This is a genomic window from Streptomyces sp. NPDC002181 (assembly GCF_042890485.1).
Lineage (GTDB): Bacteria > Actinomycetota > Actinomycetes > Streptomycetales > Streptomycetaceae > Streptomyces.
Window position 1 is genome coordinate 294678 of the sequence record NZ_JBIASC010000009.1, and the last position, 24944, is coordinate 319621.

Annotated in this window: 27 protein-coding genes and 1 pseudogene; 21 read left to right on the forward strand and 7 right to left on the reverse strand. The window is 72.1% G+C overall.

The window, feature by feature from the left end; translation table 11 throughout:
- Positions 1-86: 86 nt before the first annotated feature.
- A complete protein-coding gene (locus ACFYXV_RS23125; RefSeq protein ID WP_385471865.1) occupies positions 87-1412 on the reverse strand; it encodes a DUF2252 domain-containing protein in 1326 nt (441 codons plus the stop codon).
- Between the two features lie 156 nt (positions 1413-1568).
- Here ACFYXV_RS23125 and dnaE point away from each other — a divergent pair, with 156 nt between their 5' ends.
- The gene (dnaE, locus tag ACFYXV_RS23130; protein ID WP_383345741.1) at positions 1569-5111 is read left to right on the forward strand and encodes a DNA polymerase III subunit alpha; all 3543 of its coding nucleotides are present in this window, start codon (positions 1569-1571) and stop codon (positions 5109-5111) included.
- A 105-nt stretch (positions 5112-5216) separates the two neighbouring features.
- Here the strand turns inward: dnaE and ACFYXV_RS23135 are convergent, their stop codons facing one another.
- A complete protein-coding gene (locus ACFYXV_RS23135; protein ID WP_383345738.1) occupies positions 5217-5384 on the reverse strand; it encodes a hypothetical protein in 168 nt (55 codons plus the stop codon).
- A 231-nt stretch (positions 5385-5615) separates the two neighbouring features.
- Here ACFYXV_RS23135 and ACFYXV_RS23140 point away from each other — a divergent pair, with 231 nt between their 5' ends.
- From ACFYXV_RS23140 to ACFYXV_RS23155, 4 genes are all read left to right on the forward strand, one after another.
- Positions 5616-6920: an NYN domain-containing protein gene (locus ACFYXV_RS23140; RefSeq protein WP_385471861.1), complete on the forward strand. Its 1305-nt coding sequence runs from the start codon at positions 5616-5618 to the stop codon at positions 6918-6920.
- A gap of 131 nt (positions 6921-7051) precedes the next feature.
- Positions 7052-8050, forward strand: coding sequence for an ABC transporter ATP-binding protein (locus ACFYXV_RS23145; protein ID WP_385471936.1), 999 nt, complete (start codon positions 7052-7054; stop codon positions 8048-8050).
- Positions 8047-8919: an ABC transporter permease gene (locus ACFYXV_RS23150; protein WP_385471858.1), complete on the forward strand. Its 873-nt coding sequence runs from the start codon at positions 8047-8049 to the stop codon at positions 8917-8919. The genes ACFYXV_RS23145 and ACFYXV_RS23150 overlap by 4 nt, the downstream gene beginning before the upstream one ends.
- An 87-nt stretch (positions 8920-9006) precedes the next feature.
- A complete protein-coding gene (locus ACFYXV_RS23155) occupies positions 9007-9693 on the forward strand; it encodes a hypothetical protein (RefSeq protein ID WP_389383884.1) in 687 nt (228 codons plus the stop codon).
- A gap of 16 nt (positions 9694-9709) precedes the next feature.
- On the opposite strand, the gene ybaK is transcribed toward ACFYXV_RS23155, so the two are convergent.
- The 3 genes from ybaK to ACFYXV_RS23170 form a co-directional block, all read right to left on the reverse strand.
- Positions 9710-10201 (reverse strand): Cys-tRNA(Pro) deacylase, encoded by a 492-nt coding sequence (gene ybaK, locus ACFYXV_RS23160; protein WP_385471853.1) that lies wholly within the window; start codon positions 10199-10201, stop codon positions 9710-9712.
- A 13-nt stretch (positions 10202-10214) separates the two neighbouring features.
- Positions 10215-10955, reverse strand: coding sequence for an LON peptidase substrate-binding domain-containing protein (locus tag ACFYXV_RS23165; protein WP_385471850.1), 741 nt, complete (start codon positions 10953-10955; stop codon positions 10215-10217).
- 62 nt (positions 10956-11017) lie between these two features.
- Positions 11018-12619 (reverse strand): oxidoreductase, encoded by a 1602-nt coding sequence (locus tag ACFYXV_RS23170; RefSeq protein WP_389383885.1) that lies wholly within the window; start codon positions 12617-12619, stop codon positions 11018-11020.
- A 123-nt stretch (positions 12620-12742) separates the two neighbouring features.
- On the opposite strand from ACFYXV_RS23170, the gene hisD reads away from it, so the two are divergent.
- Genes hisD through hisF form a run of 8 tightly spaced genes read left to right on the forward strand, consistent with a single transcriptional unit; the run spans position 12743 to position 18480 of the window.
- Positions 12743-14065: a histidinol dehydrogenase gene (gene hisD / locus ACFYXV_RS23175; protein WP_383345717.1), complete on the forward strand. Its 1323-nt coding sequence runs from the start codon at positions 12743-12745 to the stop codon at positions 14063-14065.
- Positions 14062-15198, forward strand: coding sequence for a histidinol-phosphate transaminase (locus ACFYXV_RS23180; RefSeq protein ID WP_389383886.1), 1137 nt, complete (start codon positions 14062-14064; stop codon positions 15196-15198). Before hisD ends, ACFYXV_RS23180 begins: the two co-directional genes overlap by 4 nt.
- Positions 15195-15788, forward strand: a complete 594-nt coding sequence (gene hisB / locus ACFYXV_RS23185; RefSeq protein WP_030155936.1) for an imidazoleglycerol-phosphate dehydratase HisB — start codon at positions 15195-15197, stop codon at positions 15786-15788. Before ACFYXV_RS23180 ends, hisB begins: the two co-directional genes overlap by 4 nt.
- A 2-nt stretch (positions 15789-15790) precedes the next feature.
- On the forward strand, positions 15791-15958 hold the full coding sequence (locus ACFYXV_RS23190) for a hypothetical protein (RefSeq protein WP_030724515.1): 168 nt from the start codon (positions 15791-15793) through the stop codon (positions 15956-15958).
- Complete coding sequence (gene hisH / locus ACFYXV_RS23195; protein ID WP_383345708.1) at positions 15955-16605, forward strand: imidazole glycerol phosphate synthase subunit HisH; 651 nt, start codon at positions 15955-15957, stop codon at positions 16603-16605. The genes ACFYXV_RS23190 and hisH overlap by 4 nt, the downstream gene beginning before the upstream one ends.
- The gene (priA, locus tag ACFYXV_RS23200) at positions 16605-17336 is read left to right on the forward strand and encodes a bifunctional 1-(5-phosphoribosyl)-5-((5-phosphoribosylamino)methylideneamino)imidazole-4-carboxamide isomerase/phosphoribosylanthranilate isomerase PriA (RefSeq protein WP_366104148.1); all 732 of its coding nucleotides are present in this window, start codon (positions 16605-16607) and stop codon (positions 17334-17336) included. Before hisH ends, priA begins: the two co-directional genes overlap by 1 nt.
- Positions 17333-17728, forward strand: coding sequence for a RidA family protein (locus ACFYXV_RS23205; RefSeq protein ID WP_385471838.1), 396 nt, complete (start codon positions 17333-17335; stop codon positions 17726-17728). The genes priA and ACFYXV_RS23205 overlap by 4 nt, the downstream gene beginning before the upstream one ends.
- Positions 17725-18480, forward strand: coding sequence for an imidazole glycerol phosphate synthase subunit HisF (gene hisF, locus ACFYXV_RS23210; protein ID WP_389383887.1), 756 nt, complete (start codon positions 17725-17727; stop codon positions 18478-18480). The genes ACFYXV_RS23205 and hisF overlap by 4 nt, the downstream gene beginning before the upstream one ends.
- Positions 18481-18560: 80 nt before the next feature.
- On the opposite strand, the gene ACFYXV_RS23215 is transcribed toward hisF, so the two are convergent.
- Positions 18561-19019 (reverse strand): hypothetical protein, encoded by a 459-nt coding sequence (locus ACFYXV_RS23215; protein ID WP_389383888.1) that lies wholly within the window; start codon positions 19017-19019, stop codon positions 18561-18563.
- 167 nt (positions 19020-19186) lie between these two features.
- Complete coding sequence (locus ACFYXV_RS23220) at positions 19187-19819, reverse strand: TIGR03085 family metal-binding protein (RefSeq protein WP_385471829.1); 633 nt, start codon at positions 19817-19819, stop codon at positions 19187-19189.
- 84 nt (positions 19820-19903) lie between these two features.
- Between ACFYXV_RS23220 and hisI the strand changes: the two genes are divergently transcribed.
- The 8 genes and pseudogenes from hisI to ACFYXV_RS23260 form a co-directional block, all read left to right on the forward strand.
- Positions 19904-20266, forward strand: a complete 363-nt coding sequence (gene hisI / locus ACFYXV_RS23225) for a phosphoribosyl-AMP cyclohydrolase (RefSeq protein ID WP_383345692.1) — start codon at positions 19904-19906, stop codon at positions 20264-20266.
- A 19-nt stretch (positions 20267-20285) separates the two neighbouring features.
- On the forward strand, positions 20286-21776 hold the full coding sequence (locus ACFYXV_RS23230; protein WP_385471825.1) for an anthranilate synthase component I: 1491 nt from the start codon (positions 20286-20288) through the stop codon (positions 21774-21776).
- 14 nt (positions 21777-21790) lie between these two features.
- Positions 21791-22447, forward strand: a complete 657-nt coding sequence (locus tag ACFYXV_RS23235) for a TIGR02234 family membrane protein (RefSeq protein WP_385471823.1) — start codon at positions 21791-21793, stop codon at positions 22445-22447.
- Positions 22448-22516: 69 nt separating this feature from the next.
- On the forward strand, positions 22517-22768 hold the full coding sequence (locus tag ACFYXV_RS23240) for an HGxxPAAW family protein (RefSeq protein ID WP_359176262.1): 252 nt from the start codon (positions 22517-22519) through the stop codon (positions 22766-22768).
- A 48-nt stretch (positions 22769-22816) separates the two neighbouring features.
- Positions 22817-23344, forward strand: coding sequence for a DUF2752 domain-containing protein (locus ACFYXV_RS23245; RefSeq protein WP_385471819.1), 528 nt, complete (start codon positions 22817-22819; stop codon positions 23342-23344).
- Positions 23345-23516: 172 nt separating this feature from the next.
- A complete protein-coding gene (trpC, locus tag ACFYXV_RS23250; protein ID WP_132755989.1) occupies positions 23517-24326 on the forward strand; it encodes an indole-3-glycerol phosphate synthase TrpC in 810 nt (269 codons plus the stop codon).
- Positions 24327-24334: 8 nt separating this feature from the next.
- Positions 24335-24544 (forward strand): tryptophan biosynthesis modulator TrpM, encoded by a 210-nt coding sequence (gene trpM / locus ACFYXV_RS23255; RefSeq protein WP_383345676.1) that lies wholly within the window; start codon positions 24335-24337, stop codon positions 24542-24544.
- A 227-nt stretch (positions 24545-24771) separates the two neighbouring features.
- Positions 24772-24944: pseudogene (locus ACFYXV_RS23260) on the forward strand (tryptophan synthase subunit beta); the annotation flags it as partial.

Below are 24944 nucleotides of genomic sequence, written 5' to 3' on the forward strand. Positions count from 1 at the left end.
CCACGAGACCCTGTGAAGAGGGGTCCCAGGTCCCGGAACGGCCGGTTCCTGCGGCCCCTCTTCGTCCCGATCGGTGCGTGACCCCGTCAGTGCGTGATGCGGCCGTTGCGGAACAGGTCCACGAAGATCTGGTGGTCGGCGCGCGCCCGGGCCCCGTACGCGTGCGCGAAGTCGACCAGCAGCTCCGCGAAGCCCTCCTCGTCGGCCGCGATCGCCGCGTCGATGGCCCGCTCGGTGGAGAACGGCACCAGGGAGTGCCCGCTCTCGGCCTCGTCGGCCGAGGCGTGCATGGTCGCCGTGGCCCGGCCGAGGTCCGCGACGACGGCCGCGATCTCCTCCGGCTCGTCCAGGTCCGACCAGTCCAGGTCCACCGCGTACGGGGAGACCTCGGCCACCAGCTGGCCGGAGCCGTCCAGCTCGGTCCAGCCCAGCCACGGGTCGGCGTGGGCCTGCAGGGCGCGCTGGGAGATCACCGTGCGGTGCCCCTCGTGCCGGAAGTAGTCCCGGACGGCCCGGTCGGTGATGTGGCGGGAGACGGCCGGGGTCTGCGCCTGCTTGAGGTAGATCACGACGTCGTTCTCCAGGGCGTCGCTGTGCCCCTCCAGCAGGATGTTGTAGGAGGGCAGGCCGGCCGAGCCGATCCCGACGCCGCGGCGGCCCACCACGTCCTTGACCCGGTAGGAGTCGGGACGGACCAGGGACTCGTCGGGCAGGGTCTCCAGGTACCCGTCGAAGGCGGCGAGCACCTTGTACCGGGTGGCCGCGTCCAGCTCGATCGAGCCCCCGCCGGAGGTGAAGCGGCGCTCGTAGTCGCGGATCTCGGTCATCGAGTCCAGCAGGGAGAAGCGGGTGCGGGAGCGGGCCGAGCGCAGGGCGCCCAGCAGGGGGCCCTCGGCGGTGTCCAGGGTGAAGGAGGGCACTTCCTCGGTCTTGGCGCCGGTGGCCAGGCGGTGGATCCGCTCGCGGTAGGCGGCCGCGTAGGTCCGCACCAGCTCGCTGATCTGCTCGTCGCTGAGCGCCTTGGTGTAGCCGATCAGGGCGACGGAGGCCGCGAACCGCTTGAGGTCCCAGGTGAAGGGGCCGACGTACGCCTCGTCGAAGTCGTTGACGTTGAAGATCAGGCGGCCGTTGGCGTCCATGTACGTGCCGAAGTTCTCGGCGTGCAGGTCGCCGTGGATCCAGACGCGGCCGGTCCGCTCGTCCAGGTAGGGCCCGCCGTGGCGGTCGCGCTCCAGGTCGGCGTAGAAGAGGCAGGCCGTGCCGCGGTAGAAGGCGAAGGCCGAAGCCGCCATCTTGCGGAATTTGACCTGGAAGGCCGCGGGGTCGGCGGCGAGCAGCTCACCGAATGCGGTGTCGAACACATCGAGTATCTGCTCGGCGCGCTGCTCGTTCGTCGTCTCGGGGACCGCCATGGCGGGTGCCTCCTGGTGGCGCGGGGTGGTTCGTTTTTCGGACAGGTGTCCTTGGGTCTGCAACGGATGAAGGTACCGGTCGGTGCCCGGGTTGTGTCATTCCGCCGACGTAGACTTCGAGGCTGCCCCCCTCGTTCCCCCCGGAGGTCTGCCACCGTGACCAAGCCGCCGTTCACGCACCTGCACGTACACACCCAGTACTCGCTGCTGGACGGTGCCGCGCGGCTGAAGGACATGTTCAACGCGTGCAACGAGATGGGCATGACGCACATCGCGATGTCCGACCACGGCAACCTGCACGGTGCGTACGACTTCTTCCACACCGCCCAGAAGGCCGGGATCACGCCGATCATCGGCATCGAGGCGTACGTGGCGCCCGAGTCCCGGCGCAACAAGCGGCGCATCCAGTGGGGCCAGCCGCACCAGAAGCGCGACGACGTCTCCGGTTCCGGCGGCTACACCCACAAGACCATCTGGGCCTCGAACGCCACCGGCCTGCACAACATCTTCCGGCTGTCCTCCGACGCGTACGCCGAGGGCTGGCTCACGAAGTGGCCGCGGATGGACAAGGAGACCATCTCCAAGTGGTCCGAGGGCCTGATCGCCTCCACCGGCTGCCCGTCGGGCGAGGTGCAGACCAGGCTGCGCCTCGGCCAGTTCGACGAGGCCGTGCAGGCCGCCTCCGACTACAAGGACATCTTCGGCGAGGGCCGCTACTTCCTGGAGCTGATGGACCACGGCATCGAGATCGAGCGCCGGGTCCGCGACGGGCTGCTGGAGATCGGCAAGAAGCTCGGCATCCCGCCGCTGGTCACGAACGACTCGCACTACACGTACGCGAGCGAGGCCACCGCGCACGACGCCCTGCTCTGCATCCAGACCGGCAAGAACCTCTCGGACCCGGACCGCTTCCGCTTCGACGGCACCGGCTACTACCTCAAGTCGACCGACGAGATGTACGCGATCGACTCCTCGGACGCCTGGCAGGAGGGCTGCGCCAACACGCGGCTGGTCGCGGACCAGATCGACACCGAGGGCATGTTCAAGTTCCGGAACCTGATGCCGAAGTTCGACATCCCGGAGGGCCACACCGAGGTCAGCTGGTTCCGCGAGGAGACCATGCGCGGCATGCACCGCCGCTACCCCGGAGGCATCCCGGACGACCGGATGCAGCAGGCCGAGTACGAGATGGACACGATCATCTCGATGGGCTTCCCCGGATACTTCCTCGTGGTCGCCGACTTCATCATGTGGGCCAAGAACCAGGGCATCGCGGTGGGCCCGGGCCGAGGCTCCGCGGCCGGCTCGATCGTCGCGTACGCCATGGGCATCACCGACCTCGACCCCCTCACCCACGGCCTGATCTTCGAGCGGTTCCTGAACCCCGAGCGCGTCTCCATGCCCGATGTCGACATCGACTTCGACGAGCGCAGGCGCGTCGAGGTGATCAGGTACGTGACCGAGAAGTACGGCGCCGACAAGGTCGCCATGATCGGCACGTACGGCACCATCAAGGCCAAGAACGCGATCAAGGACTCCGCGCGCGTCCTGGGCTACCCGTACGCCATGGGCGACCGGCTCACCAAGGCCATGCCCGCCGACGTCCTCGGCAAGGGCATCCCCCTCTCCGGCATCCTCGACCCGCAGCACCCCCGCTACGGCGAGGCCGGCGAGATCCGCGGGATGTACGAGAACGAGCCGGACGTGAAGAAGGTCATCGACACCGCCCGCGGCGTCGAGGGCCTGGTCCGCCAGATGGGCGTGCACGCCGCCGGCGTCATCATGTCCAGCGAGACGATCACCGACCACGTGCCCGTCTGGGTCCGGCACACCGACGGCGTCACCATCACCCAGTGGGACTACCCGAGCTGCGAATCGCTCGGCCTGCTGAAGATGGACTTCCTCGGCCTGCGCAACCTCACGATCATGGACGACGCCGTCAAGATGGTGAAGGCCAACAAGGGGATCGACATCGATCTCCTGGCCCTCCCGCTCGACGACCCCAAGACCTTCGAACTGCTCGGCCGCGGCGACACCCTCGGCGTCTTCCAGTTCGACGGCGGCCCCATGCGCTCCCTGCTGCGCCTGATGAAGCCCGACAACTTCGAGGACATCTCCGCCGTCTCGGCCCTGTACCGGCCGGGCCCGATGGGCATGAACTCGCACACGAACTACGCCCTGCGCAAGAACAAGCAGCAGGAGATCACCCCGATCCACCCGGAGCTGGAGGGGCCGCTCGAAGAGGTGCTCGCGGTCACCTACGGCCTGATCGTCTACCAGGAGCAGGTCCAGAAGGCCGCCCAGATCATCGCCGGGTACTCGCTCGGCGAGGCCGACATCCTGCGCCGCGTGATGGGCAAGAAGAAGCCCGAGGAGCTGGCGAAGAACTTCGTCATCTTCGAGGAGGGCGCCCGGGGCAAGGGCTTCAGCGACGCGGCGATCAAGGCCCTCTGGGACGTCCTGGTCCCCTTCGCCGGCTACGCCTTCAACAAGGCCCACTCGGCCGCGTACGGCCTGGTCTCCTACTGGACCGCCTACCTCAAGGCGAACTTCCCGGCCGAGTACATGGCGGGCCTGCTCACCTCGGTCAAGGACGACAAGGACAAGTCCGCGATCTACCTGAACGAGTGCCGGCGCATGGGCATCAAGGTGCTCCCGCCGAACGTCAACGAGTCCGAGCCGAACTTCGCGGCCCAGGGCGACGACGTGATCCTCTTCGGCCTCACCGCGGTGCGCAACGTCGGCCAGAACGTCGTCGAGTCGATCATCAAGACCAGGAAGGCCAAGGGGAAGTACTCCACGTTCCCCGACTTCCTGGACAAGGTCGAGGCCGTCGTCTGCAACAAGCGCACCGTCGAGTCGCTGATCAAGGCCGGGGCCTTCGACGAGATGGGCCACACCCGCAAGGGCCTGGTCGCCCACCACGAGCCGATGATCGACAACGTGGTCGCGGTCAAGCGCAAGGAGGCCGAGGGACAGTTCGACCTCTTCGGCGGAATGGGTGACGAGGGCGCGAGCGACGAGCCCGGCTTCGGGCTCGACGTCGAGTTCTCCGACGTGGAGTGGGAGAAGTCCTACCTGCTCGCCCAGGAGCGCGAGATGCTCGGCCTGTACGTCTCCGACCACCCGCTCTTCGGCCTGGAGCACGTGCTCTCCGACAAGACGGACGCCGGCATCTCCCAGCTGACCGGCGGCGAGCACTCCGACGGCGCCGTCGTCACCATCGGCGGCATCATCTCGGGCCTCCAGCGCAAGATGACCAAGCAGGGCAACGCCTGGGCCATCGCCACCGTCGAGGACCTCGCCGGCTCCATCGAGTGCATGTTCTTCCCGGCGACCTACCAGCTCGTCTCCACGCAGCTGGTCGAGGACACCGTCGTCTTCGTCAAGGGCCGCCTCGACAAGCGCGAGGACGTCCCCCGGCTCGTCGCCATGGAGATGATGGTCCCCGACCTCTCCTCGGCCGGCACGAACGCCCCCGTCGTCCTCACCATCCCGACGGTCAAGGTCACTCCCCCGATGGTCACCCGGTTGGGCGAGATCCTGCGGCACCACAGGGGCAACACCGAGGTCCGGATCAAGCTCCAGGGGCCGCGCTCCACCACCGTGCTGCGCCTCGACAAGCACCGGGTCCAGCCCGACCCCGCGCTCTTCGGCGACCTCAAGGTGCTCCTCGGGCCGTCCTGCCTGGCCGGATAGCGCCGGTCACGGGGGCCCCGTACGGGCCCGGGTCCGTAGCGGTACGTGAAGAAGGGCGCGCCCGGAGCTCTGGGCGCGCCCTCGTACGTGGTGCTCGCGGAGGCGTCAGTTGTGGCCGAACTTCTTCTGCTTGCCCTTGCGGGCCATGTCCATCGGGCTCGGGGCGCCGCCCGAGGGCTCGGAGACCGATTCCGCCGAGCCCTTCGACGGATCCTGCGAGGACGAGCGGGTCTGCTGCTTCTGTTCGTGCTGGCGGTTCTTGTTCTTGGCCATGGTGGAGCCTCCGTGAGGGTCTAGGGGCCAGGACCGCCTTCACCCTCACACGCCACCGCAAACAGCGCATTTTGGATCTTTACTCCGCGTAGCCGCCGGCCCTCGTTCCGGGGCGAGTGCGAGATCCGCCACGCCGATGATCGAGTTCCGGCCGTCAACACCCTTGCGGTCGGGCAGACTCGGGGAACCCGCGACACACACAGAGGATCCCCAGGGAAGAGGGTGGTACGCGTGGACCGCTGCGTCGTCCTGGTGGACGCCGGCTATCTGCTGGGCGCCGCCGCCAGTCTTCTCGCCGGGGAGCCCTCCCGCTCCCGCATCACCGTCGACCATGCCGCCCTGATCCAGGGCCTGCGCGAGCGCGCCGAGGCCGACACCGAGCAGCCCCTGCTGCGTATCTACTGGTTCGACGGCGCACCCGACCGGGTGCCCCAGCCCGAGCACCGGCGGCTGCGCGTCATGCCCCGCGTCACCGTCCGCCTGGGCGCCCTGACCCGCAGCGACGGCCGCTGGGCGCAGAAGGGCGTGGACGCCGCCATGCACGCCGAGCTCACCGAGCTGGCCCGCAACCGCGCCTGCTCCGACGTCGTACTCGTCACGGGAGACGGAGACCTGCTGCCCGGCCTGATGTCCGCCAAGGAGCACGGGGTCGCCGTCCACCTGTGGGCCGTCCAGGCCGCCGACGGCGACTACAACCAGTCCGAGGACCTCGTCGCCGAGGCCGACGAACGCCGCGTCCTGGACCGGGCCTGGATCACCCGGGCGGTCCGCGCCAAGGACCTCGCCGGACTGTGCGCGCCGCCGCCCGCGCCCCGCCCCGAGATCGCGGCCATCCTTTCCGCCCCGCTGCCCGAGGCGGCCCTCGCCGAGGCCGCCCGCAGCGCCGGGAACAACGGCACCGCGGCCCCCGCCCCCGCCGAGCCCGAGGGGAGCGGCGCCCCCGTGCCCGCCCCCGCCGCCGGGGGCAAGACCGTACCCACGCCCAAGGACCTCGCCGGCTCGCTGCGCGCACCCGGCCAGCAGCCCGGCCCCGCGGGCGGCCACGGCCACGGCGGCCAGGCCCAGCCCCCGGCCGGCAGCGCCCTGCGCTGGTCCTCCGACAAGGGCTGGATCGACCGGGCCGGACCGCTCGGCGAGCCCGCCGAGACCGCCTCGCTGCCCACCCTCGCCCAGCTCACCAGCGCCGAGCAGCGCTGGGCGGACCGCGAGGAGGACATCACCACCGTCGGCGGCGACCCCTTCGAGGTCGGCCAGGTGTTCGCCCGGCGCTGGATGGAACGCCTTCCGGAAACCGTCCACCTGCAGAAGCTCGCCACGATGTACCCGCGGATCCCGCACCGCATCGACGGGGAACTGCTGCGCTACGCGGCCCGCTTCGGGCTGCTCGCGCACAAGGACGACCAGATCGACGAGCACGACCGCTACGCCATCCGCGCCGGGTTCTGGCGGGAGATCGACGTCCGCGCCGCCGCCGAACACGTCGCCGGCACCCCCTCCGCCCTGGTCGTGGCACCGGCCTCGACGACGGCCGAGTAGGCCCTCGGCCGGGCGCCGTCACCGGCGCCGGGCAGGGCGTCGGGGGCACCTCCCGGCGGTGCCCGGACGAAAGCCGCGTAGGCTGCTCCCTCGTGAGTACGGGCACAGCAGCAGCACAACCGAACACGGCAGTGGCCGCGGACGCGGACTCGGACGTGGTCTGCGCGGTGCGTGACCTGGTCAAGACGTATCCCGCGGTACGAGGACGGCGCGGGGCTCCCGCCCTGCCCGAGACCCGCGCCACCGACGGGATCCGCCTGGACGTGCGGCGCGGCGAGATCTTCGGCCTGCTCGGCCCCAACGGCGCCGGCAAGTCCACCCTCGTCCGCCAGCTCACCGGCCTGATGCGCCCCGACTCCGGCTCCGTGACCCTCCTCGGCCACGACCTCGTACGCCACCCCGAGCGGGCGGCCCGGCTGCTCGCCTACCTCGGGCAGGAGTCCACCGCCCTCGACGAGCTCACCGTCGCGCTGGCCGCCGAGACCACGGGACGGCTGCGCGGGCTCGACGTACGGACGGCGCGGGCCGAACGGGACGCCGTACTGGAGGAGCTCGGGCTGACCGGGATCGCCGGGCGGCCCCTGAAGAAGCTCTCCGGAGGGCAGCGGCGCCTGGCGTGCTTCGCCGCCGCGCTGGTCGGGCAGCGGCCGGTGCTGGTCCTCGACGAGCCCACGACCGGCATGGACCCCGTGGCCCGGCGGGCCGTGTGGGCCGCCGTGGACCGGCGGCGCGCCCAGCACGGGGCCACCGTCCTGCTCGTCACGCACAACGTGATCGAGGCCGAGACCGTCCTGGACCGGGTCGCCGTCATCGACCAGGGCCGGGTCATCGCCTGCGATTCCCCGGCCGGGCTGAAGGCGCGGGTCTCCGGTGAGGTCCGGCTGGAGCTGGTGTGGCGCGAGAGCGCTCCGCTGGACGTGCCCGAGGTCGCGCGGCTGAGCGCGGACGCCGTCGTGTCGGGACGCCGCTGGGTGATGCGACTGGCACCGGACGAGGCGCGCGCCGCGGTGGCCGTGGTCACGGGCGGGCCGGCCTTCGCGGCCCTCGACGACTTCACCCTGGCCACACCCAGCCTGGAGGACGTGTACCTCGCCCTCGGCGGGAAGACGAAAGGGCTGGTGAAGTCATGAGCGAGCGCACACCCGGCGCGGTGGCACAGGCCGTCGGGCCGGCGCCGGTGCCGGTATCGGAGGCGGAGGAGACCGCGGGGCAGGCTGCGCCCACGGGCACCGTGTCCCGTCCCGCGGCGCCCCTGGCACCGCAGGCCCGGCTGTTCCCCGCGCTGGCCGCCGTGTACCGGGCGCAGCTGTCCCGGGCCCGGGTGTCGCGGATCCCGCTGCTGTTCGTGGCCACCTTCCAGTCCGTCGGGATCATGATCCTGATGCGGGGAGTGGTGGACGGCGGCTCGGAGGCCCGGGCCGTCGTCGCCGGCTCCTCCGTACTGGTCGTCGCCTTCGTCGCGCTGAACCTGCTCGCCCAGCACTTCGGGCAGCTGCGGGCCAGCGGCGGGCTGGACCACTACGCCACGCTGCCCGTGCCGCCCGCCTCCGTGGTGCTGGGCGCGGCCGCCGCGTACGCCTCCTTCACCCTGCCGGGCACGCTGGTGACGGCCGTGTTCGGATGCCTGCTGTTCGGGCTGCCCATGGGCGGGCTGTGGATCCTGGCCGCGGTGGTGCCGCTGGCCGGGGCCGCGCTGGCCGGGCTGGGGGCGGCGCTCGGGCTGCTGGCGCCGCGGCAGGAGCTGGCCACGCTGGCCGGGCAGCTCGGCATGTCGGCGGCGCTGCTGCTGGGGGTGCTGCCGCCGGAGCGGATGCCGCACGTGATCGTGTGGGCGCGGGACCTGCTGCCGTCCACGTACGGGGTGGAGGCCTTCGCCCGTACGTTCGCACCGCATCCCGACTGGGCGGCGGTCGGGCTGGACCTCGGGGTGTGCGGGGCGGTGGGCGTGCTCTCGCTGGCCCTCGCGACGTGGGCGTACCGGCGGGCGGCCGTCCGCTGAAGCGGCGGTCCCCGCAGGATCGCGGGGCGGTCGCCGCAGGGCGGTCCTGCTGATGTCGGCGCCGTCGGCACCTGGCACGATGTGGGGGTGACCGAAGCCTTGACCACACCCTCCCCGCACGAACCGCCGCTGCCGCCCGAGAAGCCGGGCGCGTCCGCCGGGGGCATCACCCCCGCGGACATCCGCGACGGGGCCGCCGTGGCCCTGGTGATCGGGGTGGCCGGGGTGCTGCTCGGAGTGTTGTGGGCGTGGCTGGCGCCGAAGGCCCAGTACGTCTCGAACGGCGAGGCCGTCTTCCTGAAGAACTCCGAGAGCGAGTCCCGGATCGGGGCCGACGGGACGTTCTTCCTGCTGTCGCTGGGATTCGGCCTGCTGAGCGCCGTGCTCGTGTTCCTGTGGCGGCGCCGCGGCGGTGTCCCGCTGGTCATCGGCCTGATGATCGGATCCTGCTTCGCCTCGCTCGTGGGATGGCGGACGGGACTGTGGCTCGGACCCTCGTCCGACGTGGCCGCCGCCGCCGTGAAGGCGGGGAAGGGGGTGGCGTTCGACGCGCCGCTCCAGGTGCTGGCGCTGGGGGTGCTGCTGGTCTGGCCGATGGCCGCCGTGGCCGTCCACCTCGGCCTGACGGCCCTGTGGACCCCGCAGGACCCGGACCCGTCCGACACCACCGACCCCGAATGGGGGGTCTACCCCCCGTCCCACGTCCACGGGACTCCCGCCCCGGCGGCGTCGGACCCCTCGGACCCGGCCGCGCCGGAGCCCCCGCGGGGCTGACGCCCGGGCCCGGCGGCTACGCGCGGGCGATGGGGGCCAGGGTGGCGCCGGTCAACGTGGTCAGGGTGGCCGGCGGGAGTTCGACCTCCAGGCCCCGGCGGCCCGCCGAGACGCAGATCGTGGCGTGCGCCCCCGCCGACTCGTCCACCACCGTACGCAGCCGCTTGCGCTGGCCCAGCGGGGAGATGCCGCCCCGAACGTAGCCCGTCGTGCGCTCCGCCAGCGCCGGGTCGGCCATGGCCGCCCGCTTCCCGGAGACGGCGGTCGCGAGCGCCTTCAGGTCCAGGCTCCCCGACACCGGGACCACCGCCACCGTCAGCACGCCGTCCACCTCCGCGACCAGCGTCTTGAAGACCCGGTCGGGGGAGACCCCCATGGCCTGGGCCGCCTCCTCGCCGTACGAGGGGTGCGCCGGATCGTGCTCGTACGCGTGCAGCGTGAACTCCGCACGGGCGGAGTTCAGGGCCGCGATCGCCGGAGTCCCCGCAGGGGCTTTCTTCTTCGCCATCAGTCCTTCGCCATCAGTTCGGGCTCGTCGGCGCGCGCGTCAGGTCCACCGCCGGCAGCGACGGCAGGTGGCGGATGACGGCCGTCTCCGCGCGCAGCAGCTTCAGTTCCTCCGCGAGCCGCGTCGCGGTGTCCGGCGCCTGGAGCAGCCGCTGCTTCGCCGGGATGTCCAGTACGGCCGCGGCCGCCACCAGGTAGGAGACCACCGACGGCTCGTCCGGCAGGTCCGCCGCCGAGGCCAGGGACCGCTCCCGGGCGCCGGCCAGCCGCTTCTGGTAGTTCCGGAAGGCCCGCAGGACCCCCTCCGCCAGCGCGCCCGCGCCCTCGCCCGCGTCCTCCGGCAGCTCCTCCACCTCCGCGACCAGGTACGGGCCCGAGGCGTCCACCGACAGCAGGCGCACCCGCGCCGTACCGGTGGCGAGCACCTCGAAGCTGCCGTCCTCCCGTTCCCGGATCGTGGCCGCGTCCGCGATGCAGCCCACCCGGTGGAAGGCCTGGACGGGGTCCGGGCCGAAGCCCGCCGTCGGGCCCCGCTCGGGCAGCGCCGTCTGGTCCGGCAGGCCCGGCGCGGTGGGCGCGACCTCCCGGCCGTCGCGGATCGCGACGACCGCGAAACGGCGCGGCTCCTCGTCGCCGGTCTTCAGCAGCTCGCGCATCATGGCGCGATAACGCTCCTCGAACACGTTCAGCGGGAGGACGAGTCCCGGGAACAGCACCGAGTTCAGCGGGAAGAGGGGCAGGCGAACGGAGGTCACGAGGCACAGGGTAGTGGCCGGGGGCCGGGGCCTGTCACCTCAGTTGTCCGCACTCTCCCGGGTCACCCGCGCCTCAGCAGCCGTGAGGCTCCCGCCGCCACCGTCGTCGCCAGGGTCCAGCCGAGCAGGACCAGCGCCGCCGAGCCCCACTGCCAGCCGCCCTCCACGTCCCACTGGCCGTCCTGGCCGAGATCGATCACCGGGAGCAGAAGGTCCAGGGCGTACAGGGCGGCGTCCCAGTGCGGGTGCTCGTCCGCCTTGATCGGCGGCGGCTCGTGCCGGGAGAACAGCAGGGCGCCCGCCGCCCACAGCACCGCCATCCACAGCGCGGCCCGGCCCGGGCGGTACCCGTACGCCACCGTCCAGTCCTGGAGGTACCCCCAGGCCTTGAGCGCCGCCGGCAGGGTGGCCCGGCGCCGGCGCTGCTTGGCCAGCAGCACCTCACGGGCGTCCGCGTCCTCGCCGCTGGCCCGCAGTACGGTCGCCAGCCGCTCGTACGGCTCCGGCGAGTACTCCGGGGTGGCCGCCGCCACCCAGTCGAGGCGGCGCGCCAGCGGGAAGTGGCCGCGGGGCGCGAGGTTCTCGTACGCGAACCCCTCCATCGAGACCCCGCCCGGGCCGGGCCAGCTGGTGGAGGTGTCGACCAGCTTGACCACCTTCGCCCCCGACAGCACCACCCGCCCCCGCTCCGGCCGCTCCCCGACGAACCGCAGCTCGGGGGTCTGGATCCGGCGCAGCGAGACCTCCTGCTCCTCGGCCAGGACGAACCGGGCGCCGTAGAAGTCGACGGCGTCGCCGAAGCGGCCGTCGTCGAGGCGCAGCCCGCCCCGGCACTCGAAGCGCTGGGCCCGCTGCCCGCGCGTGGGCGTCTGGCCGAGCCCGTACGGGGGAGTGGAGGAGCCGGAGTCGCCGGGGACGTAGTCGAGGGCGATCGAGGTCAGGTACAGGGTCCGCTCGACGGTCAGCTGCGGGGCGTTCAGCGCGCGCCGCCCGTGCGGATTGCGCAGCCGGGCCCCGCGCAGGTTCATCGACACGCCGACCTTCGCGCCGCGCAGGCTCACCTCCCCGTCCGTCTCCAGCAGCTCGCCCTGGAAGTCCTGCGCGACCGACATCCCGTCCGCGGCGATGGCCCGGCCCTTGTTGTCCCGGCGCACCACGGCCTGGCTGATCAGCAGGTCGGTGCCGATCTGCGCGTCGGTCAGCCGGATCCCGCGGGCGACGCGGCAGCGCGGCAGGTGCAGATCGCCCTCGGTGTGCAGCCGTGAGGCGTCCAGCCGCGGTATCGCGCAATTGATCATGCGGAGGGTGATGAACCGGGTCTCGGACAGCTGGATCTCACTGTCGAAACGACAGGACTGGAGTTCGACGTACGGCTGTACGATCCCGCCGGACAGGTCGAGCCGGCCCGTTATCCGTACGCCGCGCAGCTTCAGCGAGGCCACCCGGCCCGGCACCGGGGGCGGCCCGTGCAGCAGCAGGAGCGCCACGATCTGGGCGCGGACGCTCCGCCCGGAGCCCCACGTCCGCCCGCTGTCGTGCGGATCGTCCTCGTTGGCGGCGCGGGCGCTGAGATCGCAGACGCTGCCCGTCCGGTAGGCCTGCCACATGCGGCGTTCGGGATCGGTGAGATCCGCGGGTTGCCCGACCGCCTGTGCCTCCGCCATGGCGGCCCCCTCCGCTGCGCATACGTGTATCGGAACGCTAATGGGCGCCCGTGACGTGCGGGGCGTGTATCAGCCAGTGATACGGGCGGACGGTGGCGGGAGGCGGTCTGAGAGAATTGGGAGGTGATCTCTCGTATCGACCTGCGCGGTGACGCCCTCCCCGAGGGTGGCGCCCTGCGCGATCTGCTGCCCCGTGCCGAGTTCGACGTGGAAGCCGCCCTGGAGAAGGTGCGGCCCATCTGCGAGGACGTCCATCATCGCGGCACGGCGGCGTTGATCGAGTACGCGCAGAAGTTCGACGGCGTCACGCTGGAGCAGGTCAGGGTCCCCGCCGAGGCCCTCAAGACCGCCCTCGAAGAGCTGGACCCGGCCGTGCGGGCCGCACTGGAGGAGTCCATCCGGCGCGCCCGCATCGTCCACCGCGAGCAGCGCCGCGGTGAGCACACCACCCAGGTGGTCCCCGGCGGAACCGTGACCGAGAAGTGGGTCCCGGTCGAGCGCGTGGGCCTGTACGCCCCGGGCGGCCGCTCCGTGTACCCGTCCTCCGTCGTGATGAACGTCGTCCCTGCGCAGGAGGCGGGCGTCGAATCGATCGCGCTCGCGTCCCCGCCGCAGAAGGAGTTCGGCGGGCTGCCGCACCCGACGATCCTCGCCGCCTGCGCCCTGCTCGGCGTGGACGAGGTGTACGCGGCCGGCGGCGCCGTGGCCGTCGCGATGTTCGCGTACGGCACCGAGGACTGCCTCCCCGTCAACATGGTGACCGGCCCCGGCAACATCTGGGTCGCCGCCGCCAAGCGCTACTTCACCGGCCGCATCGGCATCGACACCGAGGCCGGCCCCACCGAGATCGCGGTCCTCGCGGACTCCACGGCCGACCCGGTGCACGTCGCCGCCGACCTGATCAGCCAGGCCGAGCACGACCCGCTGGCCGCCGCCGTGCTCGTCACGGACTCGGAGGAGCTCGCGGCCGCCGTCGAGCGCGAGCTGGAGCCGCAGGTCGCCGCCACCAAGCACGTCGAGGACCGGATCAAGCCGGCGCTCGCGGGCAGGCAGTCCGCGATCGTGCTGGTCGACAGCCTGGAGGACGGCCTCAAGGTCGTCGACGCGTACGGCGCCGAGCACCTGGAGATCCAGACCGCCGACGCCGCCGCCTGGGCCGCCCGCGTGCGGAACGCCGGTGCGATCTTCGTCGGCCCGTGGGCCCCGGTATCGCTCGGCGACTACTGCGCCGGGTCGAACCACGTGCTGCCCACCGGCGGCTGCGCCTGCCACTCCTCCGGCCTGTCCGTGCAGTCCTTCCTGCGCGGCATCCACATCGTCGACTACACGCGCGACGCCCTCGCCGAGGTCACCCACCACGTGGTGACCCTCGCCGAGGCCGAGGACCTGCCCGCACACGGCGCGGCCCTCAAGGCGCGCTTCGGGTGGAAGGTTCCCGTCACGTGACCTCGTACGACCAGATCGGCATCGACGACCTCCCCATCCGGGACGAGCTGCGCGGCAAGACCCCGTACGGCGCCCCGCAGCTCGACGTGCCCGTCCAGCTGAACACCAACGAGAACCCGTACGAGCTCCCCGCCGAGCTCGTCGCGCGGATCGCCGAGCGGGTCGCCGAGGCCGCCCGCACCCTCAACCGCTACCCCGACCGGGACGCGGTCGAGCTGCGGACCGAGCTGGCCGCGTACCTCACCCGCACCGGCAAGCACCCGGTCTCCCGCGAGAACGTATGGGCCGCCAACGGCTCCAACGAGGTCATCCAGCAGCTGCTGCAGACCTTCGGCGGGCCCGGCCGGACCGCGATCGGCTTCGAGCCCTCGTACTCCATGCACGCGCTCATCGCGCGCGGCACCGGCACGGGCTGGATCTCCGGCACGCGCCGGGAGGACTTCACCATCGACGTGGAGGCGGCCGGGCAGGCGATCGCCGAGAGCAAGCCGCACGTCGTCTTCATCACCTCGCCCAACAACCCCACGGGTACCGCCGTCGGGGCGGAGACCGTCCTCGCGCTCTACGAGGCCGCGCAGGCGGCGCGTGCCGATCAGGGTTCGGCCTCCCTGGTCATCGTGGACGAGGCGTACGTGGAGTTCAGCCACCGGGACTCGCTCCTGCCGCTGATCGAGGGCAGGCCGAACCTGGTGGTCTCCCGCACCATGTCCAAGGCCTTCGGCGCCGCCGGGCTGCGCCTGGGCTACCTGGCCGCACATCCGGCCGTGGTCGACGCCGTCCAGCTCGTCCGCCTGCCGTACCACCTGTCGGCCGTCACCCAGGCGACCGCGCTGGCCGCCCTGGAGCACACCGACACCCTGCTCGGCTACGTCGAACAGCTCAAGGCCGAGCGGGACCGCCTGGTCACCGAGTTGCGGGCCATCGGCTACGAGGTCACCGAGTCCGACGCGAACTTCATCCAGTTCGGGAAGTTCGCGGACTCGCACACCGCCTGGCGGAAGATCCTCGACCAGGGTGTCCTGGTCAGGGACAACGGCGTACCGGGCCGGCTGCGGGTCACCGCCGGCACCCCGGCAGAGAACGACGCGTTCCTGGAAGCGGTTCGCGCACTGAAGAAGGAGCAGCACGCATGAGCCGCATCGGACGGGTCGAACGGACCACGAAGGAGACCTCGGTCCTCGTCGAGATAAACCTCGACGGCACCGGCAAGGTCGACGTCTCGACGGGCGTGGGCTTCTACGACCACATGCTCGACCAGCTCGGCCGCCACGGCCTCTTCGACCTCACGGTCAAGACGGACGGCGACCTGCACATCGACAGCCACCACACCATCGAGGACACCGCCCTCGCGCTCGGCGCCGCCTTCAAGCAGGCCCTCGGCGACAAGGTCGGCATCTACCGCTTCGGCAACTGCACCGTGCCGCTCGACGAGTCCCTCGCCCAGGTGACCGTCGACCTGTCGGGCCGCCCGTACCTCGTGCACACCGAGCCCGAGAACATGGCGCCGATGATCGGCGAGTACGACACGACGATGACCCGGCACATCTTCGAGTCCTTCGTCGCGCAGGCCCAGATCGCCCTGCACATCCACGTCCCGTACGGCCGCAACGCCCACCACATCGTGGAGTGCCAGTTCAAGGCCCTCGCCCGCGCCCTGCGCTACGCGGCGGAGTTCGACCCGCGCGCCGCCGGGATCCTGCCCTCCACGAAGGGCGCCCTCTAGCCGTGAACGGCCTGAACACCATCCTCATCGTCCTCGGCCTCTTCCTGGCCGGCGGCGTCTACTCCTTCCAGAAGCAGAAGATGCCCAAGTCGGTCGTCATCCTGCTGGCCCTCGCCTCCGCGATGTGCCTCGCGGCGGGAGTCCTGCGAATCCAAGGGATCTGGGAATGAGCGCAGCCCGACCGACCAAGACGGTCGTGGTCTTCGACTACGGCTTCGGAAACGTACGTTCCGCCGAGCGCGCGCTGGCGCGGGTCGGCGCGGACGTGGAGATCACCCGCGACTACGACAAGGCCATGGACGCCGACGGGCTGCTCGTCCCCGGTGTCGGGGCCTTCTCCGCCTGCATGCAGGGGCTCAAGGACGCCCGCGGTGACTGGATCATCGGCCGCCGGCTCTCCGGCGGGCGGCCCGTCATGGGCATCTGCGTCGGCATGCAGATCCTCTTCGAGCGCGGCATCGAGCACGGCGTGGAGACCGAGGGCCTCGACGAGTGGCCCGGCACCGTCGAGCCGCTGCGCGCCCCGATCGTGCCCCACATGGGCTGGAACACCGTGGACGCCCCGGCCGACAGCCAGGCCTTCAAGGGCCTGGACGCCGACTCCCGGTTCTACTTCGTGCACTCGTACGCGGTCCGCAGCTGGGAGCTGGAGGTCACCAACCCGGCGATCCGCGCCCCCCGGGTCACCTGGGCCACGCACGGCGAGCCCTTCGTCGCGGCGGTGGAGAACCGGGCCCTGTGGGCCACCCAGTTCCACCCCGAGAAGTCCGGCGACGCCGGCGCCCAGCTCCTCACCAACTGGATCGAGACCCTCTGATGACCGCCAGCAAGCTCGAACTGCTGCCTGCCGTCGACGTCCGCGACGGCCAGGCCGTCCGCCTCGTGCACGGGGTGTCCGGCAGCGAGACCTCCTACGGGTCCCCGCTCCAGGCCGCCCTCGCCTGGCAGGCCTCCGGCGCCGAATGGCTCCACCTCGTCGACCTCGACGCCGCCTTCGGCACCGGTGACAACCGCGCCCTCGTCGCCGAGATCACCGGCGCCATGGACATCAAGGTCGAGCTGTCCGGCGGCATCCGCGACGACGCCTCGCTCGCCGCGGCCCTCGCCACCGGCTGCACCCGCGTCAACCTCGGCACCGCCGCCCTGGAGACCCCCGAGTGGGCCGCCAAGGCCATCGCCGAGCACGGGGACAAGATCGCGGTCGGCCTCGACGTGCGCGGCACGACCCTCAAGGGCCGCGGCTGGACCAGCGAGGGCGGGGACCTCTACGAGACCCTCGCACGCCTGGACTCCGAGGGCTGCGCCCGGTACGTCGTCACCGACATCGGCAAGGACGGCACGCTGACCGGCCCCAACCTGGAGCTGCTGAAGAACGTCTGCGCCGCCACCGACCGGCCGGTCGTGGCCTCCGGCGGCATCTCCTCGCTGGACGACCTGCGGGCGCTGGCCGGGCTGGTGCCGGCGGGCGTCGAGGGCGCGATCGTAGGCAAGGCCCTGTACGCGAAGGCCTTCACCCTGGAAGAAGCCCTGAAGGTGGTCTCCGCATGAGCTCCGAAGAACCGCGCCGCATCTCTTCCGGCGGCCCCTACGAGGACGTGATCGGCTACTCCCGGGCCGTGCAGCTCCCGCACGGGCTCGTGCTCGTCTCCGGCTGCACCGCCGGCGACGCGGGCGGTCCGTACGACCAGACCGTCGCCGCGTTCGGCGTCGCGTTCAAGGCCCTCGCCCAGGTCGGACTCGGCCCCGAGGACGTGGTGCGCACCCGCATGTACCTCACGCACGCCCGCGACGTGGACGAGGTGGGCCGCGCCCACAAGTCGCTCTTCGACGCCGTCCGGCCCGCCGCGACGATGCTGATCGTCTCCGGCTTCGTCGACCCGTCGATGGTCGTCGAGGTCGAGGTCGAGGCGTACGGCCCGGTGCGGGAGGCCTCCGCATGACCCTCGCCGTACGCGTGATCCCCTGCCTCGACGTGGACAACGGCCGCGTCGTCAAGGGCGTCAACTTCCAGAACCTGCGGGACGCCGGCGACCCGGTGGAGATGGCCAAGCTGTACGACGCCGAGGGCGCCGACGAGCTGACCTTCCTCGACATCACCGCGTCCTCCGGCAACCGCGAGACCACGTACGACGTGGTGCGCCGGACCGCCGAGCAGGTCTTCATCCCGCTGACCGTGGGCGGCGGCGTCCGCACCGCCGAGGACGTGGACAAGCTGCTGCGGGCCGGCGCCGACAAGGTCGGCGTGAACACCGCCGCCATCGCCCGGCCCGAGCTGATCCGGGAGATCGCGGAGCGGTTCGGCCGCCAGGTGCTCGTCCTGTCCGTCGACGCCCGCCGCACCGCCACCGGCTCCTTCGAGGTCACCACGCACGGCGGCCGCAAGGGCACCGGCATGGACGCCATCGAGTGGGCGCACCGGGCGGCCGAGCTGGGCGCCGGGGAGATCCTGCTGAACTCGATGGACGCCGACGGCACGAAGGACGGGTACGACACCGAGATGATCGCGGCCGTGCGCAGCCACGTCACGGTCCCGGTGATCGCCTCGGGCGGCGCCGGCAAGCTGGAGCACTTCGCCCCGGCGATCGCGGCCGGCGCCGACGCGGTGCTCGCCGCCTCGGTGTTCCACTTCGGGGACCTGCGGATCGGCCAGGTCAAGGAAGCGCTGCGCGGGGCGGGTCACCCGGTCCGCTGACCGCCGCCGGGCCGCCCGGCCGGGATGGCGCGGGGGAGCACCCCCGGTCCCCGGCCGGGCGGCCCGGCCTCGGAGACGGCCTAGCGGAAGTCGTCGAACGAGTCGAAGTCGTCCTGCTGGTCCGGCGCCTGCTGCTCCGGCATCTGCTCCTTCGGCGCCTGCGGCTTCTCCTTCTTGTCCGTCTGCTGCTGCTCCTGGTCGCGCACCTGACGGAAGACCACCGCGGCGGCGTGGAAGTCACCGGCCTTGTCGCCCGGCTGGAGGGTGGCGACCGGCTCGCCCTCACACGCCGCGTCCTCGAACAGCAGGGCCTCCGAGTCGGTCCCGTTCACGGCCTCGACGACCTTCGACGAGGCCGTCGGCAGCGCGTGGCACTGGTCCGCGCCGACATCCTTGATCTGGGCGTTCTTCTCGGCGTTCTGCTGGTCCACGTACACGTAGTCGAGGGCCTTGCCGTCGTCGGCGAACGCCTGGGCTCCGGCGGGGAGGACCAGCGCGAGGGCTCCGGCGAGCGCGGCGGCAGTGGTGCGAAGACGCATGGGGTTTCCGTTCCTTCCACGGTGACGACACCGAACCGGTCGGCATCCGTGACGGAGCGTAGGGAGGGGCGGGGTGCGGAAACCTTTTGCCCCGGGGCGCCATGCCCGTTTTCACCGGCCCGGCGGTACCGGGGGGCTCCGCGGCGCACGCCCCGGAGCCCCGCGCCTCAGATGCCGAGCTTGGCCGTCGTCAACCGGGCGACGGCCTCCTTCGGGCCGTCCAGTTCCACCGCGGCCGCGTCCTGGCGGCCGAAGCAGAAGAGGGTCAGCTCACCCGGCTCGCCGGTGACCGTCACCACCGGGGTGCCCTTGTGCGCCACCGTCGTCTGGCCGTTCGGGCGGCGCAGCACCAGGCCCACCGGTGAGCGGCGGCCCGTCAGCCGGGCCAGCTTCTCCAGCCGCGACCACAGCGCGTCCGAGAACACCGGATCCAGCGCGCGCGGCGACCAGTCCGGCTGGGCGCGCCGTACGTCCTCGGAGTGCACGTAGAACTCCACCGCGTTGGCCGCCTCGTCGATCTGCTTCAGCGAGTAGAGGGACATCTTCGGCGGGCCGGTCCGGATCAGCTGGATCAGCTCCTCGTACGGCTTGGCCGCGTACTCGGCCATCGCCCTGTCCAGCCGGTCCTTCAGGACGTTCAGCAGCAGGCCGCCCGCCGCGTCCGGGCGGCGCTCCCGGACCACCACGTGAGCCGCCAGTTCCCGGGCCCGCCAGCCGTCGCACAGCGTGGGTGCCTCCGGCCCCGCAGCCTCCAACAGGTCCGCCAGCAGCAGGCGTTCGCGCTTCGCATGGGTAGACATGGGGGCCACCCTACGACCGGCGGCCCCGCTTCGCCCGCCCATCAGGCGGACGGTGATCCGCCACGGCCTCCCGGGCGCGGCACAATGGCCCCCATGAGTACGTCCTCCCTCGATCCCGCCATCGCCGCCCGGCTCAAGCGCTCCGCGGACGGTCTGGTCCCGGCCATCGCCCAGCAGTACGACACCGGTGAGGTGCTCATGCTCGGCTGGATGGACGACGAGGCCTTGCACCGCACCCTGACCACCGGCCGCTGCACGTACTGGTCCCGCAGCCGCCGGGAGTACTGGGTGAAGGGGGACACGTCCGGCCACTTCCAGCACGTGAAGTCCGTCGCCCTCGACTGCGACGGGGACACCCTCCTCGTCAAGGTCGACCAGGTCGGCGCCGCCTGCCACACGGGCGACCGCACGTGCTTCGACGCCGATGTCCTTCCGCTGGCCGAATAGGTAGGTAGGGTCCCACCCCATGGATCTTGAGACGTTCCGCAAGCTCGCGGCGGACCGCCGCGTCATCCCCGTGAGCCGCAAGCTCCTGGCCGACGGTGACACCCCCGTCGGGCTCTACCGCAAGCTGGCCGCCGAACGCCCGGGCACCTTCCTCCTGGAGTCCGCGGAGAACGGCCGCTCCTGGTCCCGCTACTCCTTCGTCGGCGTGCGCAGCGCCTCCACGCTGACCGTCCGGGACGGCCGCGCGCACTGGATCGGGACCCCGCCGGTCGGCGTCCCCACCGACGGAGACCCGCTCGAAGCCCTGCGCGCCACCGTCCAGACCCTGCACACGCCCCGCGACCTGGCCGCCGGGATGCCGCCCTTCACCGGCGGCATGGTCGGCTACCTCGGCTACGACATCGTGCGCCGCCTGGAGCGCATCGGCGAGCACACGGCCGACGACCTGGAGCTGCCCGAGCTGACCATGCTGCTCACCTCCGACCTGGCCGTCATGGACCACTGGGACGGCACGGTCCAGCTCATCGCCAACGCCATCAACCACAACGACCTCGACACCGGCGTGGACGAGGCGTACGCGGACGCCGTGGCCCGGCTCGACGCGATGGAGGCCGACCTCGCGCGGCCCGCCCCGTACACGCCCACCCCGCTGCCCGCCTCCGAGCTCCCGGAGTTCTCGGCCCTCTGGGGCGGCGAGAAGTACCAGGAGGCCGTCGAGGACATCAAGGAGCGGATCCGGGCCGGCGAGGCCTTCCAGGTGGTGCCCTCGCAGCGGTTCGAGACCCCCTGCGCCGCCTCCGCGCTGGACGTCTACCGGGTGCTGCGGGCCACCAACCCGTCCCCTTACATGTACCTGTTCCGCTTCGAGAACGGCTTCGACGTCGTCGGCTCCAGCCCGGAGGCCCTGGTCAAGGTCGAGGACGGGCGGGCCATGGTCCACCCGATCGCCGGCACCCGCCACCGCGGGGCCACCCCGCAGGAGGACCACGAGCTCGCAGAGGAGCTGCTGGCCGACCCCAAGGAGCGCGCCGAGCACCTGATGCTCGTCGACCTGGGCCGCAACGACCTGGGCCGGGTCTGCGAGCCGGGATCGGTCGAGGTCGTCGACTTCATGTCGATCGAGCGGTACTCGCACGTCATGCACATCGTCTCCACGGTCACCGGCCGGGTCGCCGGGGGGAAGACCGCCTTCGACGTGCTGACCGCCTGCTTCCCGGCAGGCACCCTCTCGGGCGCGCCCAAGCCGCGCGCCATGCAGATCATCGAGGAGCTGGAGCCCTCCCGGCGCGGCCTGTACGGCGGCTGCGTCGGCTACCTCGACTTCGCCGGGGACTCCGACACCGCCATCGCCATCCGTACGGCGCTGCTGCGCGACGGCACGGCGTACGTGCAGGCGGGCGCGGGGGTCGTCGCGGATTCGGTGCCCGAGCTGGAGGACCTGGAGTGCCGCAACAAGGCCGCGGCCGTGCTGCGCGCGGTGGGAGCGGCGAACCGGCTGAACGGCGCGTGACGCCGTAGGGGATAGTGGGGTGCGTGAGTGCCGTACCCCCACCCCGAAACGACGCCGACGCCCCCGATGCCCCGCAGGCCCCGGACGGCCGCGGCGGCCGCCGCAGCGTGGCCGTCGCCCTGCTGTTCGGCGCGCTCGGCGCCAGCGTCGTCCTGCTCGCCTCCGGCCGCGTCTGGGCCCGGGGCACCGCCGCCGTGGGCGGCGGCTCGCTGCCGCTGACTGCGGACGGGCGGGCCGTCACCGGGCTGCCGGCGGCCCTGGCCATCGTGGGCCTCGCGGCCCTGGTGGCCGTGTTCGCCGTACGCGGCAGGAGCCGGCTGCTGGTCTCCGGGCTGCTCGCGCTGAGCGGCCTGGGCGCGGCGCTGGCCGCCGTACTGGCCGCGGACGACCGGCAGGCGCTGGACGCGCAGGCCGCCCGTACGACGGCGGACACGGCGGCGCAGGTGGGGGCACTGACCCACACGGCCTGGCCGTACATCACGGCCGCCGGCGGGGCGCTGATCCTGGTCGCCGGACTGCTCGCCCTGCGCTTCGGCAGCGGCTGGCCCGCCATGGGCGGCCGCTACGAGCGCGACGGCAGCCCCCGGCCCCGCAAGGCGGCGGCGGTGGACCCGGACCGGCCCGAGGACCTGTGGAAGGCCCTGGACCGCGGCGAGGACCCCACCCGCTGACCACGCACGCCGCCCGGTGCGGGACAATGAGCACCGAGCATTCGACACAAAGCAAACGAGGAGCAACTCATGGCGGGCACTAGCCACGGACACACCCCGGCCGCCTGGACCGGTGTCATCATCGCCTTCATCGGTTTCTGCATCTCCGGCGCCTTCATGGTGCTCGCCAACCCGCTCGGGTTCTGGGCCGGTCTCGTCGTCGTCGCGCTCGGCGGTGTGGTGGGCCTGGCGATGAAGGCCGCGGGCATGGGCATGCCGAAGGCCGCCCACGAGGACCTGGCCGTGGTCATCGCCGCCAACAAGGCCGCCGCCAAGGTCTGACCGGTGCACACCCGAAAGGCGCGGCCCCGTTGGGCTGCGCCTTTTGTCATGAGCGGAGACAATCAGCGCGTGGACGCCCCTCACAGCCCCTACGCCGTGCCGCCCGTGGCTCCCGGGCCGCCTGCACCTGCGCCCGTGCCTGCGCCCGTGCCTACGCCCGCGCCCGTGCCCGTCCAGGGCCGTCTGCGGCGGCTGGCCCCGCCGGGGCTGACGCTGGCCGCGGCGGGCCTGGCGTTTGCGTACGTGGGCACCGTGGATCCCAATGAACCCGGCCACTATCCGGTCTGCCCGCTATTTCGGGTGACCGGAATCCTGTGCCCCGGATGCGGCGGTCTGCGCAGTGCGCACGCCTTCGCCCACGGCGACCTGATCACCGCTTTGGGGGCAAATGCCCTGGCCGTCGCCGGCTACTTCGTCTTCGCGGGCTTCATGATCCTGTGGCTGGTTCGCGCCTATCGCGGCGGTCCGGCCCCGCGCTTTGCCCTGCGGCGCCCGTACTGGTGGGCCATCGGGGTACTGGCCCTGGTCTTCGCAGTGGTCCGAAACCTGCCGTTCGGAGCCGCGCTGGCCCCGTGAGGACCGGGAGATTCCCTTATGAATCCCGGATTCCGAATGTCCATTCCATGGGACGCCGTCAACCGCGTGCGGAGGGCAAGGCCTCCTGCGGATACCATTTGATTGCTGACCTTGCAGTTGTACGTGTCTGCAAGGCGGCCGACCGTCATCGACCCGGAAGGGGGCCGCTCGCGTGAGTGTGCTCGACGAGATCATCGAAGGGGTCCGCGAAGACCTTGCCGAACGGCAGGCCCGCGTGAGCCTCGACGAGCTCAAGGAGCGTGCCGCCAAGGCGCCCCAGGCCAAGGACGGCGTCGCTGCCCTGCGCGGCGACAGCGTCAAGGTGATCTGCGAGGTCAAGCGCTCCAGCCCCTCCAAGGGCGCGCTGGCCGCGATCGCGGATCCGGCCGGGCTCGCCGCCGACTACGAGGCGGGAGGTGCGGCGGTCATCTCCGTCCTCACCGAGCAGCGCCGTTTCGGCGGCTCGCTGGCCGACCTGGAGGCCGTCCGCGCACGCGTGGACATCCCGATCCTGCGCAAGGACTTCATCGTCACGGCCTACCAGCTGTGGGAGGCCCGCGCCTACGGCGCCGACCTCGCGCTGCTCATCGTCGCGGCCCTGGAGCAGGAGGCCCTCGTCTCCCTGATCGAGCGGGCCGAGTCCATCGGTCTCACCCCGCTCGTCGAGGTCCACGACGAGGACGAGGTCGAGCGCGCGGTTGCGGCCGGCGCCAAGATCATCGGTGTCAACGCCCGCAACCTCAAGGACCTCAAGGTCGACCGCTCCACCTTCGAGCGCGTCGTCGGCGAGATCCCGGCCCACATCGTCAAGGTCGCCGAGTCCGGCATCCGCGGACCGCACGACCTGATCGCCTACGCCAACGAGGGCGCCGACGCCGTTCTCGTCGGGGAGTCCCTGGTGACCGGACGCGACCCGAAGGCGGCCGTGGCCGACCTCGTCGCCGCCGGCGCCCACCCCGCCCTGCGCCACGGGCGGAGCTGACCCGTCCCATGGCCACCGACCGCCCCACCGTCCGCACCCGACCGGGCCACGGCCCGTCCGGCGTGCCGACGGCGCACGCGCCCCTGGCGCGCGGCTGCCGCCCCCGCGGCTGCCGCGCCCCGGCCCGGCGCGTCCACGGGCGGCGGGTCCGGTACGTGATCGGCTCCGAGCCCGGTCAGGTCAACGGCATGCGATGGCGCACCGCAGGCGCGCTGTAACGAGGACCGGCCCGGTCCGGTACGCCTGACGTCACCGTCTCCTTCCGACGGTGCCGGCGTACCGCCCCGCGCGGTGCTCGCTTACGGTCCCTCGCCCCGGGCCGCCGGCCCCGGGCACGGACCGCTGCGCCCGTACGCATCCCCACCCCCGCAGCGGGGTGCGCGTGCGGCGGGCCCACGGCGCAATACGGTGCATCCATCCCATCGCACCCGTAGGAGTACTGGCCATGTCCAGCAGCTCGTTCTTCATCCCGGACCCGGAGGGTCACTCCCCGAATGCCGAGGGTTACTTCGGTGACTTCGGCGGCAAGTTCATCCCGGAGGCGCTGGTCGCCGCGGTGGACGAGGTCGCCGTCGAGTACGAGAAGGCCAAGGACGACCCGGCCTTCGCGGCCGAGCT

Excerpts from the sequence above, each read along its gene's own strand:
- ACFYXV_RS23125 (WP_385471865.1), bottom strand. The coding sequence starts at position 1,412 with ATGGCGGTCCCCGAGACGACGAACGAGCAGCGCGCCGAGCAGATACTC.
- ACFYXV_RS23135 (WP_383345738.1), bottom strand. The coding sequence starts at position 5,384 with ATGGCCAAGAACAAGAACCGCCAGCACGAACAGAAGCAGCAGACCCGC.
- ACFYXV_RS23150 (WP_385471858.1), top strand. The coding sequence starts at position 8,047 with ATGAGCGAGCGCACACCCGGCGCGGTGGCACAGGCCGTCGGGCCGGCG.
- ybaK (WP_385471853.1), bottom strand. The coding sequence starts at position 10,201 with ATGGCGAAGAAGAAAGCCCCTGCGGGGACTCCGGCGATCGCGGCCCTG.
- ACFYXV_RS23170 (WP_389383885.1), bottom strand. The coding sequence starts at position 12,619 with ATGGCGGAGGCACAGGCGGTCGGGCAACCCGCGGATCTCACCGATCCC.
- hisB (WP_030155936.1), top strand. The coding sequence starts at position 15,195 with ATGAGCCGCATCGGACGGGTCGAACGGACCACGAAGGAGACCTCGGTC.
- hisH (WP_383345708.1), top strand. The coding sequence starts at position 15,955 with ATGAGCGCAGCCCGACCGACCAAGACGGTCGTGGTCTTCGACTACGGC.
- priA (WP_366104148.1), top strand. The coding sequence starts at position 16,605 with ATGACCGCCAGCAAGCTCGAACTGCTGCCTGCCGTCGACGTCCGCGAC.
- ACFYXV_RS23205 (WP_385471838.1), top strand. The coding sequence starts at position 17,333 with ATGAGCTCCGAAGAACCGCGCCGCATCTCTTCCGGCGGCCCCTACGAG.
- hisF (WP_389383887.1), top strand. The coding sequence starts at position 17,725 with ATGACCCTCGCCGTACGCGTGATCCCCTGCCTCGACGTGGACAACGGC.
- ACFYXV_RS23215 (WP_389383888.1), bottom strand. The coding sequence starts at position 19,019 with ATGCGTCTTCGCACCACTGCCGCCGCGCTCGCCGGAGCCCTCGCGCTG.
- ACFYXV_RS23220 (WP_385471829.1), bottom strand. The coding sequence starts at position 19,819 with ATGTCTACCCATGCGAAGCGCGAACGCCTGCTGCTGGCGGACCTGTTG.
- hisI (WP_383345692.1), top strand. The coding sequence starts at position 19,904 with ATGGCCCCCATGAGTACGTCCTCCCTCGATCCCGCCATCGCCGCCCGG.
- ACFYXV_RS23230 (WP_385471825.1), top strand. The coding sequence starts at position 20,286 with ATGGATCTTGAGACGTTCCGCAAGCTCGCGGCGGACCGCCGCGTCATC.
- ACFYXV_RS23240 (WP_359176262.1), top strand. The coding sequence starts at position 22,517 with ATGGCGGGCACTAGCCACGGACACACCCCGGCCGCCTGGACCGGTGTC.
- ACFYXV_RS23245 (WP_385471819.1), top strand. The coding sequence starts at position 22,817 with ATGAGCGGAGACAATCAGCGCGTGGACGCCCCTCACAGCCCCTACGCC.
- trpM (WP_383345676.1), top strand. The coding sequence starts at position 24,335 with ATGGCCACCGACCGCCCCACCGTCCGCACCCGACCGGGCCACGGCCCG.